This is a genomic window from Neorhizobium sp. AL 9.2.2, from assembly GCF_013317225.1.
Classification (GTDB): Bacteria; Pseudomonadota; Alphaproteobacteria; order Rhizobiales; family Rhizobiaceae; genus Neorhizobium; species Neorhizobium soli.
The window spans coordinates 1,050,036-1,063,373 of the sequence record NZ_JAALXU010000001.1 but is presented as its reverse complement, the minus strand read 5'-3'; the positions used below and the strand labels follow the sequence as shown (position 1 = coordinate 1,063,373).

The 13,338-nt window shown below is 61.7% G+C and carries 11 protein-coding genes; 8 read left to right on the top strand and 3 right to left on the bottom strand.

Going from position 1 to position 13,338, the window contains the following annotated elements; genetic code table 11:
- Nucleotides 1–419 precede the first annotated feature (419 nt).
- From G6K99_RS05080 to G6K99_RS05065, 4 genes are all read left to right on the top strand, one after another.
- Entirely contained in the window at nt 420–770 is a 351-nt protein-coding gene (locus tag G6K99_RS05080) for a DUF2147 domain-containing protein (protein ID WP_174195893.1), read from the top strand.
- 168 nt (nt 771–938) lie between these two features.
- The gene (gene amn / locus G6K99_RS05075) at nt 939–2,441 is read left to right on the top strand and encodes an AMP nucleosidase (RefSeq protein WP_062453407.1); all 1,503 of its coding nucleotides are present in this window, start codon (nt 939–941) and stop codon (nt 2,439–2,441) included.
- 46 nt (nt 2,442–2,487) lie between these two features.
- Nucleotides 2,488–2,766 carry a hypothetical protein gene (locus tag G6K99_RS05070; RefSeq protein ID WP_062453408.1) on the top strand — a complete coding sequence of 93 codons (279 nt, stop codon included), beginning with the start codon at nt 2,488–2,490 and terminating at the stop codon, nt 2,764–2,766.
- Nucleotides 2,763–3,191, top strand: a complete 429-nt coding sequence (locus G6K99_RS05065) for a type II toxin-antitoxin system VapC family toxin (RefSeq protein WP_062453409.1) — start codon at nt 2,763–2,765, stop codon at nt 3,189–3,191. The genes G6K99_RS05070 and G6K99_RS05065 overlap by 4 nt, the downstream gene beginning before the upstream one ends.
- Here the strand turns inward: G6K99_RS05065 and G6K99_RS05060 are convergent, their stop codons facing one another.
- Nucleotides 3,192–4,166 (bottom strand): lysylphosphatidylglycerol synthase domain-containing protein, encoded by a 975-nt coding sequence (locus G6K99_RS05060; RefSeq protein WP_174195892.1) that lies wholly within the window; start codon nt 4,164–4,166, stop codon nt 3,192–3,194.
- Nucleotides 4,167–4,321: 155 nt separating this feature from the next.
- Here G6K99_RS05060 and G6K99_RS05055 point away from each other — a divergent pair, with 155 nt between their 5' ends.
- Nucleotides 4,322–5,347, top strand: coding sequence for a glycosyltransferase (locus tag G6K99_RS05055; protein WP_174196055.1), 1,026 nt, complete (start codon nt 4,322–4,324; stop codon nt 5,345–5,347).
- Between the two features lie 150 nt (nt 5,348–5,497).
- A complete protein-coding gene (locus G6K99_RS05050; RefSeq protein ID WP_174195891.1) occupies nt 5,498–7,051 on the top strand; it encodes a glycosyltransferase family 39 protein in 1,554 nt (517 codons plus the stop codon).
- 2 nt (nt 7,052–7,053) lie between these two features.
- On the opposite strand, the gene G6K99_RS05045 is transcribed toward G6K99_RS05050, so the two are convergent.
- On the bottom strand, nt 7,054–8,421 hold the full coding sequence (locus G6K99_RS05045) for an aspartate aminotransferase family protein (protein ID WP_174195890.1): 1,368 nt from the start codon (nt 8,419–8,421) through the stop codon (nt 7,054–7,056).
- 93 nt (nt 8,422–8,514) lie between these two features.
- Between G6K99_RS05045 and G6K99_RS05040 the strand changes: the two genes are divergently transcribed.
- Together G6K99_RS05040 and G6K99_RS05035 are read left to right on the top strand one after the other, a co-directional pair.
- Nucleotides 8,515–9,849, top strand: coding sequence for a glutamine synthetase family protein (locus G6K99_RS05040; protein ID WP_174195889.1), 1,335 nt, complete (start codon nt 8,515–8,517; stop codon nt 9,847–9,849).
- Between the two features lie 150 nt (nt 9,850–9,999).
- Nucleotides 10,000–12,246, top strand: coding sequence for a mechanosensitive ion channel family protein (locus G6K99_RS05035; RefSeq protein ID WP_174195888.1), 2,247 nt, complete (start codon nt 10,000–10,002; stop codon nt 12,244–12,246).
- A 29-nt stretch (nt 12,247–12,275) separates the two neighbouring features.
- Here G6K99_RS05035 and G6K99_RS05030 read toward each other — a convergent pair whose 3' ends face one another.
- Complete coding sequence (locus G6K99_RS05030; protein ID WP_092661778.1) at nt 12,276–13,235, bottom strand: diacylglycerol kinase family protein; 960 nt, start codon at nt 13,233–13,235, stop codon at nt 12,276–12,278.
- Nucleotides 13,236–13,338 lie beyond the last annotated feature (103 nt).

Here is a 13,338-nt window from a genome sequence, read left to right as displayed (position 1 = left end):
GCGGTTTTTGCCGCTCTTTGATGATTTGAGTATCGGCCAAAGCTTGCAAAAAGCGCCTAAAAAGCATGATTAATTTGCTGAAAACAAAGTGCAAACGCTTGGTAAACTTGGTTTTTTGTTAAACATCGCGGCCCTTGGCTATTAAGGGTTTTGCGGACATTTTTACGAAAAATTCAGATCTGGATTTCAACCCTTTCTTCACCACGAATTCGGGTCGCGTTTTCATCGCGTCGAAATAAACGCGCGTCGCTCGGCAAAAACGGCGGCAGATATCGGCTGATATTCCGCCCCATGCGCAGGCTCAGGATATTTACCTTTACGTGTGCGTAAGCTAGATTTTCCGCTGTTCGCGCGAGGAGGTGCGAACGCTCAGACATATGACCGGTGCGGAAGCGCCGGCTCCGGGAGGGAAAACCATCATGAAACGCATATCGATACTTGCAGCCGCCGTTTCGCTTGCCGTATTCGGCATTGCTGGCACCAGCCATGCGGCAGAAGCGATCGAGGGGAACTGGAAGACCGCGAGCGGCGAGACGGCCGAGATCGGCAAATGCGGCGGCGCCTTCTGCGTGACGCTGAAAACCGGCAAGCATGCGGGACGGCAGATTGGCAAGCTTTCGCCCAAGGGCGGCGACTATACCGGTGAGATCACCGATCCCGAGGCGGACAAGACCTATAGCGGCTCCGGCTCGGTCAGCGGCAATTCGCTCAAGATGAAGGGCTGCGTGATGAAGATCCTCTGCAAGTCGCAGACCTGGACGCGCCTCTGACGCTATCGTCGCGATAGCAGGCGGCAGCGTTTGCGATCCCGGCAGTCACCTCTGTAACGGGTGGGCCGGGATAGCAGTGCAGGTCTCGCCGGCGATTGGGGATGAGATCAGGCTATTATCCCCGTCAGCTGTCGTTTGATTGTCGAAAACTTCCCATTATAATAGCGCATGAACACACGAATCTCTTCACTCCCCGCCCTTGCTTTCATCAGCCCGAGCCCTGTCGCGGCGCAGGCTTTCGACAATGCGGAAGCAGCCGTCGATGCGCTGACAGCGCTTTACGAGCGCAACACGTCCTTCCTGATCGATGCCTTCGGCGCACTTGCGAAGGGTGCGGCCGTGACCGGTCGATACCGCGCCTGCTATCCGCAGGTGATGATCGAGACCACGTCGTTCGGCCATGCGGATTCGCGTCTCTCCTATGGCCACGTGACGTCCCCCGGCGTCTACACGACAACGGTGACCCGGCCGAAACTGTTTCGCCATTACCTGATCGAGCAGCTCGATCTGCTCATTCGCAACCACGGCGTTCCCGTGATCGTGTCGGAATCGACGACACCGATCCCGCTGCATTTCGCATTCGGCGAAGGCGCGCATATCGAGTCTTCCGTCAGCAACGCGATGGCCGACATCCCGATGCGCGACCTGTTCGACACGCCGGATCTCAACAATACGGACGATCTTATCGCCAATGGCGAATACGAGGCCCCGTTCGGCGAGCCTGCGCCGCTTGCGCCGTTCACCGCGCAGCGCATCGATTATTCGCTGGCAAGGCTCAGCCATTATACCGCGACCGGGGCAGAGCATTTCCAGAATTACGTGCTGTTCACGAACTACCAGTTCTACATCGACGAATTCGCCGCCTGGGCGCGCAAGCTGATGGCGGAAGGTGGCGACGGGTATACGGAGTTCGTGGAGCCGGGCAACATCCTCACCACCGCCGGCAACGACCGGCCGGAGAACCCGGGCACGATCCGGATGCCGCAGATGCCGGCCTATCACCTCAAGAAGGGCGATCATTCCGGCATTACTCTCGTGAATATCGGCGTCGGGCCTTCCAACGCCAAGACGATCACCGACCATGTCGCCGTGCTGCGTCCGCATGCGTGGCTGATGGTGGGACACTGCGCGGGCCTTCGCAACAGCCAGCGCCTTGGTGATTACGTGCTTGCCCACGCCTATGTTCGCGAAGACCATGTGCTCGATGACGACCTGCCCGTCTGGATCCCGATCCCGGCGCTTGCCGAAGTGCAGCAGGCGCTGGAAAGCGCCGTCGAGGAAGTGACCGGTTACGAGGGTTTCGAGCTGAAGCGGATCATGCGCACCGGCACAGTGGCGACGATTGACAACCGCAACTGGGAATTGCGCGACCAGCGCGGGCCGGTAAAGCGGCTTTCGCAGTCGAGAGCGATCGCGCTCGACATGGAATCGGCAACGATTGCCGCAAACGGCTTCCGGTTCCGTGTGCCCTATGGAACGCTGCTCTGCGTCTCCGACCGGCCGCTGCATGGCGAACTGAAGCTGCCCGGCATGGCGACGGCGTTCTACCGGACCCAGGTCAGCCAGCATCTGCAGATCGGCATCCGTGCCGTGCAGAAACTGGCGGCGATGCCCACTGAGACGCTGCATTCGCGCAAGCTGCGGAGCTTTTACGAGACGGCTTTCCAGTGACAGCGGGTTAAATCGCGTATACACTCCTGCGTGCATGGAGGTTGCAATGCGCGCGACATCGACAGTCAATGATGACCTACTGATTGAGGCGAAGGAAATCATCGGCCTGCCCGAAACGGCAACCGTCGAGGACGTGCTTCGCCACTTCGTGGAAGGTGAGCGGAGGCAGCGTGCCCTGAACGCGCTGGAGGGCACGGGATGGGACGGGCCCCGCCACAGCCGTCCGACATTCGAGACGCTGGCGGAAGAATTCCGCAGGCTGACGGCAGACCGTGACCACACACTATCGGAAGTGCTGCAGCGCGAGGGGCGCAACGAGCGATGACCCTTTACGTGGTCGATGCGAGCGTTGTCGTCAAATGGGTCGTCGAAGAACCCGGCACACCGCAGGCGATGACCCTTTTGAACCGACACGAGTTGGCGGCGCCCGATCTCATCCTGGCGGAGTGCGCCAACATTTTCTGGAAAAAGGTGCGGCGCCGGGAGTTGTCACTGCCGGAGGCAAGGTTTGCCGCTCTGATGATCGAGGGATCGGATCTCCAGCTTCGGGAGATGCTGCCGATCTGGCTGGCGGCCATAGAGCTTGCCGCGCGGATAGACCATCCCGCCTACGATTGCCTGTATCTGGCCCTTGCCCAACGTGAAGGGCTGCAATTCGTGACGGCCGATGAAAGCCTTGTGCGCAAGCTGGGTCAGAGTACCGATCGGGCGGTAAGGAAGCTGGCTGTTCCTCTTTCGTCTTTCGCCTGATCAATCCCCCCTCTTCGGCCGTGCCGCCAAAAGCGACAATGCGGTGCCGACGAGTGACGAGACGATGACGAGGATGTGGGTGTTGACCGCAGCCTTGCCGAGTTCCTCCAATGCCATCCCACCCGCATCCGCTCCGAAGGCTAGCGCGCCGGCGGTAATGCCGGCGGGATAGGTGCCGACGCCGGCGGGTGCGTGGACGGGCAGTACCGAGGACAATTCACCACCGAGCGCGCCGCCGAAACCCGGGCCGACCGAGAGCCCGCCGAGCAGGCCGAGGACCCAGGCAAGAACCGCGATCTTGGTGAACCAGTTGACCAGCGTCGCGCCCCAGGCCCGAGCAAAGGCGTTTGCATCAAGCGGCAGTCCGGCCTTGATCTCGTCGAGCAGCGTCTTCCCCTTCGCCGGCAGCAGCTTTTCCGCGAACTTGAAGGCATGGCCGCGCAAGGCAAAGGCTAGCGCCGGCAGGATGAGAAACGCGGCCCACAACGCCCACGCCCAGATTGCACCCGTCGTACCACCCGTCTGCAGCACGAGCCCGACGCCGGCAGCGGCCAACAGGGCGTGCAGATCGAACAGCCGCATGACGAGAAGCGCTGCCGTTGCGCGGGTCAGCGACACACCGAACTCGCGGCGCATCAGGAGTGGAAAGCTTGCCTCGCCCGAGCGAAAGGGCAGCATGATGTTGAGAAGGTTATGAACCTGCACGAGCCGCAGCAACGTGCCGAAACGACTACCGGTTTCGCGGGGGAAATAATCGTAGATCCGCCAGGTGCGCAGCACATAGGTCGCAAGCAATAACGAGAGCGCTAAAGCAGCCGTTCCCCACCCGGCCGCGCTCCATAATGAAACGACCCTGCCCCAACCCCAGACATAGTGGATGAAGGTGGCGTAGAGGGCCACGATCGCAACTGTGCCAAGCGTCATGGCGTGGCGAATTATCCACGGTCTGCGGCTGGAAACCGGAGAATTCTTCATATATCAGGGGGCCCAATACGAGGTTTCGGGTCAAGCATTAAGACCAAGGCGCAGAGACTGCGGCCGCCATGCCGGCGGACCGTCACGCCCGAGGTTTCCCGAGTTTCTAGGAGAAACACAAGGTGCGTACAACAGCAAGTTCGGCGGCCGGTACGATCGATGGCACGCTTGATGGTACGATCGGCACCGTTTCACCGGTCGAACTCTCCCTCGTCGTGCCGCTCTTCAACGAAGAGGAAAGCGTTGGTCCGCTGATCGAGCGGATCTGCGCCGCCATGGCCACCTATACCTCGGCATGGGAACTGATCCTGGTCGACGACGGAAGCACCGACGCGACGATCGCCAATGCGAAGCTTTCGCTGTCGCGTTCGGGTCTCATCCTGCGGATCATCGAGCTGCAGCGCAATTTCGGCCAGACGGCCGCCATGCAGGCCGGCATTACGGAAGCACGCGGCCGGCTGATCGCGACGCTCGACGGCGACCTGCAGAACGACCCCAAAGACATTCCTTCGATGGTCGCCGAACTCGAGCGACGCGAACTCGACCTCCTGGTCGGCTGGCGCAAGAACCGCCAGGATGGGCTGTTCCTGCGCAAGGTGCCTTCCTTTATCGCCAACCGGCTGATCGGGCGCATCACCGGCGTCCGCCTGCATGACTACGGCTGCTCGCTGAAGATCTATCGCTCGGCTGTCATCAAGCAGGTCCAGTTGATGGGCGAGATGCACCGCTTTATCCCGGCCTGGGTTGCGGGCGTCGTGCCGAGCTCGCGGATCGGCGAAATGCCTGTCACCCATCACGCCCGCCAGCACGGCGTTTCGAAATACGGGATCTCGCGCACCTTCCGCGTCATTCTCGATCTTCTGTCGGTGATGTTCTTCATGCGCTTCAAGGCGCGGCCGGGGCATTTCTTTGGATCGCTCGGCCTTGGCCTCGGTGCGCTTTCGGCGCTGATCCTGTTTTACCTGTTCATCGACAAGTTCATTCTGGGCAACGATATCGGTACGCGTCCGCTCTTCATGATCGGCGTGATGCTGTTCCTGTCCTCGGTGCAGATGATCACCACCGGCATCCTCGCCGAAATGATCGCCCGCATCTACTACCGTGACGGTGCGTCCCTCTCCTATATCGTCAGGGCAGTGCATGAGGGTGGCGATTCGAGTAACGCTACGCCGCAGCCGTGACAGACTCAGCGATATTCTGAGAAAACACGTCGAAAGGGCCGCCGGCACGCTGGCTTGCCGCTTGATCTGCGGGCACGGCATGATACGCCTGACAGATAATCGCGCCTGAATTATTCAGTCTTCGTCACCGGCGGACCTGGAGAAAACCTTTTGCATAGCCTTGAGGGTTCACATTTCTCCACTGTCAGGGTCTCCGCGGACCGGCTTTCCCGCGGCCGCACGTTTTTCACGGTCCTGGCGGTCTATTTTCTGGTGAATATTGGGGTGCGTCTGGTTCTGCCGCATGCGCTGGAGCTTGACGAAGGCGAACAGGCCTATCTGTCGCAATGGCTGCTGGCCGGATACGGCACCCAGCCGCCGATCTACAACTGGCTGCAATACCTCGCGGTTCATCTCTTTGGCATGTCGATGCCGACCTTGTCGGGACTGAAGAACCTGCTTCTGTTCGGCGCTTACGGCTTCTATTTCCTCGCTGCCCGACAGGTCTTGAAGGACAGGCGCCTCGCAGTGGTGGCGGTGCTCGGTCTTTTGACCATCCCGCAGGTCTCGTTCGAGGCGCAACGGGACCTCAGCCACACCGTGGCGGCGATCTTCGGCAGTTCGCTCTTCCTGTTTGCGCTGTTCAGGCTTTTATCCGTTCCGACGCTTGCCTCGTTCCTTCTGTTCGGGCTCGCCACGGGAATTGGGGGAATGACCAAGTACAACTTTGTCCTTCTTCCGCTCTGCGCGATGCTTGCAGTGCTGATGGAAAGCCGGTTTCGAGACCGGGTGCTGGACTGGCGCATCCTTTTGAGCGGTCTGGTGGCGCTGCTTGTCGTTGCCCCGCACGCTGTCTGGCTGCTCGACAATTTAGAGGCGGCCAGCAGCCGGTCGGTGGACAAACTCATCAGCGCTGACGCCGGTACGCTCGCAGCGATCTCCCGCGGACTGCGATCTCTGCTCCTGTCATCGACCGGGTTCATGGCCCTCACCGCAGCGGTGTTCGCCATCTCGCTGCGTGAAAAGCTTTCGACGGTCATGAGGGCCGACGACGACTGGAGCCGGCTTGCCGGTCGCATCCTGGCATTCGTGATGGCCGTCCTTTTGGGCATGGTCCTGTTCGGCGGCGTGGATGACGTGCGCGACCGCTGGCTCACGCCGCTGCTATTGATTCTGCCGCTTTACCTGACGCTGAAGATCGACGCAGCCGGGATCGACATATCGATGCCGCTCAAGCGCCTCTGGGTGACTGCTGCGGCGATCATGGTGATTGTTCCCCTGATCCTGTTTGGAAGAGTGGCGATCGACCCCTTCACGCGCAACTACGGTTACGTCAACATTCCCTTCGACAAGTTGGCGAAGCAGATCGAGCCGGAACTCGCAAGCGACGGTTCCGACCCGCGCCCGGTGCTGATCATTGCCGCCGATGGGCATCTGGCAGGAAATATGCGTTTCAACCTGCCCGATACGACCGTTGTCGTCTCGCACCAGCCGGCCGGCATGGTGACCACGGCAGTCTCAGCCTATCGCAAGGCAGTCTTTGTCTGGCGCCGCTCGGATGGCACAATGCCGGACGGGTTTCAAACCGTCTTTGGCCGCTATTTGAAGACGCAGGGGCTAGAAGGGCTTTCGGCTACCCCGGTCATCCTGCGCTTTCCCTACTCCTGGGGACACGAAGGCGACCAGTACCCATTCGCCATGGCAGTTGTCGATCTCCCGGACTGACCCTATTCCGTCACGGTTTCTGCGAGGTGATCCAGAGCCTTTGACAGCGTTCCGACCATTTCGTCGACTTCCCCGCGGGTGATGGTGAAGGCCGGCGATGCCAGCATGCGGTCTGCCGTGGCGCGCATGATCAGCCCGTTTTCGAGGCAGTGGTTGCGCACAAGCGACCCGATATCGTCGGCTTTGGCATAGCGCCGCCGGGTCGCCTTGTCGGCTGCAAGCTGAAGGCCGCCGATCAACCCAACGCAATCGGCCTGCCCGACGACCGGGTGCGCCTCAAGGCTTTTCCACTTTTCCGCAAAATAGGGTCCGATATCGTCGCGGATCCGTTCGACCAGACCTTCGTCTTCGATGATCCGCAGGTTTTCGAGCGCGGCTGCTGCTGCCACCGGATGGCCCGAATAGGTGTAGCCGTGGAAGAAGTCGCCGACCTCGTTCACCATCACATCCGCGACCCGGTCGGAGACCAGCACGCCGCCGATCGGAAGATAGCCGGAGGACAGGCCTTTCGCGATCGGCGCGAGATCGGGCTCAAAGCCGTAATGCTGGTAGCCGAACCAGGAGCCAAGGCGGCCGAAGCCGCAGATGACTTCATCGGACACGAGCAGAATGTTGCGCACCTTGCAGATGCGCGAGATCTCCGGCCAGTAGGTATCCGGCGGAATGATCACGCCGCCGGCGCCCTGGATCGGCTCGGCAACGAAGGCGGCAACCTTGTCTTCGCCCAGTTCATCAATCTTGGCTTCAAGCTCGCGCGCTGCTTGCAGGCCGAATTCCTCCGGCGAAAGATCGCCACCCTCAGCATACCAGTAGGGCTGGCCGATATGGTGGATGCCGTCGATCGGCAGGTTGCCCTGTTCGTGCATCAGCTTCATGCCGCCGAGCGAGGCGCCGGCGACGGTCGAACCGTGGTAGCCGTTGCGCCGCGCGATCACGAGCGTCTTTTCCGGCATGCCGAGCGCCTTCCAGTAGACGCGGGCCATGCGGAACCAGGTGTCGGTGGCCTCTGATCCGGAATTGGTGAAGAACACGCGGTTCATATGCGGCCCCGCATGCGACGCGATCTTCTGGGCAAGCAGAATGGCGGGCGGCGTCGTGGTGCCGAAGAAGCTGTTGTAATAGGGCAATTCCTGCATCTGATGGTAGGCAGCGTCCGCGATGGACTTTCGGCCATAGCCGACGTTGACGCACCAGAGGCCCGCAAAGCCGTCGAGATACTTCTTGCCGGTCGAATCCCAGATATGGCGCCCCTCGGCCCGCTCGATGATGCGGGTGCCCTTGGCGTTCAGCTCTTTCATGTCCGAAAACGGATGAATGTGGTGGGCGGCATCGATCGCGGCGAGATTGGAGATCGTCGGCTTCTCGTTCATGCGGTTTCCCTCAGGGCTTAGACGCGGCTCAGATTGTGCGACCAATTCTTATCGGCTACCAACGAGGCAGCGCAACCATCGAGATGATGCTTCATGACCGAGACCGCAGCCGAGCCCCATATCGAAATCATGCTGGTCGGCATGAACGGCGACCTGCGCGGCAAACGCATTCCGATGACGGCCGAAAAGAAGATCTGGGACGGGACGGTGCGGCTGCCCTCCTCCACCCAGTCGCTCGATATCTGGGGCTGCGACAATGACGAGCTGACCGGGCTTTCGATCTCGATCGGCGATCCCGATGGGCTCTGCATTCCCGATCGCCGGACGCTCGCGCCGATGCCCTGGGGCCCGTCGGGCTCGAAGCAGGTGCTTGCGACCATGCACGAGATGGACGGGCAGCCGAGCTTCATGGATCCGCGCGCGATTCTGGCCGGTGTGCTTGAGCGCTTTTCGAAGCTTGGGCTTACGCCGGTCGTGGCGACCGAGCTCGAATTCTATGTGGTCGAAGATGACTGGCGCGAAACCGGACGTCCGCGGCCGCCGGCAAAACTTGCCTATCGCGGCGAGCCGAACGGTTTCCAGCTCTACGACATGGGCGCAGTAGATGCGCTCGACGGTTTCCTGCAGACAGTGCGCACATGGGCGCATGCTCAGGACCTGCCGGCGGATGCGACAACGGCCGAATTCGGGCCCGGCCAGTTCGAGATCAATCTTCTGCACCGGGCGGATGCATTGGCGGCGGCCGACGACTGCATCTGCCTGAAACGCATCGTCGAACAGGCAGCTAGAAAGCACGGATTGAAATCCACCTGCATGGCAAAGCCCTATTCGGATCATGCCGGTTCCGGCCTGCATGTGCATGCCAGCATCATCGATTCCGACGGCAACAACATTCTCGACGCTAAGGGCGGCGATCCTGCAAAACTTCGATCCGTCACCGCCGGCATGCTCAACACAATGCGTGATGCGCAGCTGGTTTTCGCGCCCTATGCAAATTCCTACAGGCGTTTTCAGCCCGATTCGTTTGCGCCCGTCGATATCGACTGGGGCTTCGGCCATCGCGGAACGGCAGTCCGCATTCCGGACGCGAACGGTCCTGCCGCCCGCATCGAGCACCGCGTCGCCGGTGCCGACGCCAATCCATACCTGCTGCTGACCGCCATTCTCGGCGGCATGCTCCTAGGGCTCGAAGCGGATCTCGATCCCGGTCCGGCAACGGAGCCCGGCCAGAAACCCCCAGCTGACGCCAAACGCCTCACCCATGATTTCCTGACCGCGGTCGAGGATTTTGCTGCCTCGCCTTTCATCCAGGACGTGTTCGGAAAGCGATACCAGACGCTCTTCGGCGACACGAAGCGCAAGGAGGCGATCACCTTCCTGCGGACCGTCAGCGACTTCGACTACCAGACCTATCTGCCTCGAATCTAGGATCCAGCATCCATCGGCGGGCGGCTGGCGGAACGACGATCTTCGCCATATGATGGGAACCTGCCTGCGAGCCTGCAGGGGTTGCAAAAGGACGTCAGGCGCCACGCGCGGCGCGGACGGGCAAGGGCCGCTTGGCCGATGGAGACGCTGATGCCGTTCTGCCGAGCTGCCGCAGCAGCCTTTCTCGGCCTTCTCCTGACCGCATCTCCGATGTGGTCGCAAGACGCGCCGCTGACCGTCGTCCTCAAGCCCGGTCAGACCGCTGCCGACGTGCAGCAGGTGCTGGATCTTGCGGCCCGCACGGGCCGACCGCTGACGGTGCAGGTGGAGACCGCGACCACAACCACCGGCGCCGCTGCACACCCCGCGACCTCCGCATCGGACACGACCTCTGGCACTGCCACCGCAACCAGTGCCGACACGATGCAGATGACGCCGGAAATGGAAGCGGCCAACATGGGCATGGCCAGCTGGGAACGGTTCTCGGATGCCTCGTCCCACGGTTTCACGACGGCGATTGCGGGGCTGCAGGCCCTGTCCACCATGGTGGGCATGACGACCACGCATCTGGATGCCGAGGGCATTGCGAACGGCCGGATCGCGATGGTGGCGCTGCTTTCGCTTTTGGCGGGCGGCGCCGCGGCGCTCAGCGTGCGGCTCCTGTTTGCGCAGTTGCTGCGACACAGCCATTTGCGGGCCCGTCACATCGCCGGCAAGTTCCGCCGCTTCTTCAAGCGCCTGGTCGGCGATCTGCTGTCGATCGCGATTTTTCTCGGTGTCGCCCGGTGGGTCCTGCTGACGATGCTCGCGGATACCACGGCTGCCTTCCAGGTCTGCCAGGCCGCCATTGCCTTCACCCTGATCCTGCTTGTCTACATGGCGGAGGGACGGTTCCTGTTTCGGCCCGATGAGAGCGGCGAAACACTGTTCGCGATCAGCAATCCGCAATGGCATTTCCATATGCTCACCGCCTATGGGGTGATCACCGCCCTGTTTGGTGAGACCATGCGGCTGTGGAACTGGCTAGGCCTGGACCGGGCCTCGCTCGACGGGTGGTTCCTGATCGGCGGCACCCTGCTGACGCTGCTCAAGCTAACCTGGTTCTGGGGCGGCCGCGCCGGCATCCGCGCTGCGTTCAAGGGCTCAAGCCCGGGCCCCGTCCGGCGCGTCATCGGCAACCTGCTTCCGGATTTCTATGTCGTTTCGGCCATCTTCATCTGGTTCTTCGGGTCGGTCATCATCGGCTCGCCGGACAGTGCGCGCTGGAGCTTCGCAGCCGGCTCGACTCAGGTCATCCTGCTGCTCCTGCCGGTGTTCGCACTCGGTGCCCACCACGTGGTGGACGAGTTCGCGCGGCACTGGGAAACCACCCACGGGGCGGGCCTGTGGTCTTCTGTACTCGCCAGCCTTCGTGTGGTTTGCTCGGGCGCTATGTGGATCGGCGGCCTGCACCTGATCACCGCGCTCTGGTGGCCGCTGATGACCAGCGGCGGCGACATCGCAACCGGCTGGATCCTCTGGCTGGAGCGGCTGAGCTTTGCCGTGGTCGCAAGCTGGGCCGTCTACACGCTGGTGTGGAAATACGCCGAGACGATCGCCCCACCGCAGACCGTGATGCTGCCCGGCCAGGAAGACGAGCAAGCGGACAAGAAGCAGACAAGCCGTCTGACGACGGCGCTGCCGGTGATCCGCAACCTCGTTCTCGGTGCGGTTCTCGCGGTCGGCTCGCTGATCGTGCTCAGTTCGCTTGGCATCAACGTGGCGCCGCTGCTGGCCGGGTTCGGAGTGCTCGGGCTTGCGCTTTCGTTCGGGTCTCAGGCGTTGGTGAAGGACGTCGTTTCCGGCATCTTCTTTATTGTTGACGATGCCTTCCGGATTGGCGAGTACATCGATACGGGCAAGCTGCAGGGGACCGTGGAGCAGATCACCGTGCGCTCCGTGCGGCTGCGCCATCACAACGGACCCATCCACACCATTCCCTTCGGGCAGATCAGCTCCGTCACCAATTTCAGCCGCGACTGGGGAACGATCAAGTTCCAGCTCCGCTTCGAGCGCGACAGCGATGCCGAGATCATCCGCCGTGCCGCCAAGAAGGTGGGGCTGGGCATGCTGGAGGATCCGGAATTCGGGCCGCAGTTCCTCATTCCGCTGAAGATGCAGGGTATCCAGGACATCACCGAAACGGCGATGATCGTGCGCTTCAAGTTTACCTGCCTGCCCGGCAATCCGGGCATCCTGAAGCGCGAAGCGATGACGCGGCTGCTGGCCGCCTGCAAGGCCGCCGGCGTGCAGCTCGCATCCAATGCGGTGACGGTGCGCTCGAACGGAGCCAATTCCGTCGATATCGAAGCCGCCGCCGCCGGCACGCCGCCACCGCTGACGTCGATCGCTGTCTGAGCGTTCGACATTGCCGCGTTCAGCGCCGATCAGACCGTAGACGGTTCCGGCGACATATTCGCAGCGGCATTTTCGCGTCCTGCAGCCGTATTCTGTCCGGGAACCAGAACCTTCAGTTCGCCGGCATGGATCTTCAGCGTCACGTCCCGCTTCATCGGCAGGAGTTCGCCATCGATGACACAGCTGACGTCGCGGCGGTGGCGAGGAAAGTGCAGTTCGAGTTCTGTTGCCGTCATCGCCGTGACCGCGGCGTTTTCCTTGAGCTTGCCGCGCAGGATGTCGAAGGTGAGTTTTGCGACCCCGGACGGCTTCATCGGTTCGGCGAGGTAGAACCCAAGATGGCCGCTGGTCAGGTCATCGGCAAACATCAGAGGATCGGTGCCAAACTCGTTGTTTGAGACCGAGATGGCCGACACCTTGCGCGAAGTGCGCTTGCCATCGACGACATATTCCATCTCGAATTCCGGCGGGTTGAACATGACGCCGATTGCAGCCCTTGCGCTTGCCCGCATCTTGCCGAGCCTCGAGGCAAAATTCATCGAGTTGCGGTAGCGCACCATCCGGGCATGCAGGCCTGCGGAAAACTGGTGCACGAAGCTTTTTCCGTTGGCGCTGGCGATATCGATCGCTTCGGGCGTGCCCTCTGCCAACGTGTCGAGGACTTCCCAGATGTCGAGCGGCAGTTTCAGCGAACGGGCAAACAGGTTCATCGTGCCGGCCGGCACCACGCCGAGAACGATACCGCTTTTCCAGGCAATGCCCGCCGCCGCGGAAATCGTGCCGTCGCCACCGCCGGCGATCAGTCCTTCGACGCCGGGCATCGAGGCTGCCTTTTCCATCGTCTCGACGACCTTGTCGCCGGCAACAACCTCGCACTCGATCTCGTGGCCGGCAGCCCGGAAGGTCTTCAGGGCGTGGTCGCAGTAAGCGTCCATATCCGTGGTTCGGAAAGTCCCGCCATCGCGGTTGAAAACGGCATGTAGTTTCATCGACAAGGGACCAGGTGCTCGAGGGCGGCGGATAACGACAGGGTGGAAAATGGTGAGGCCGCGGCAGATATCAACGGCACCGAATGGCGATTGCACGATTGTG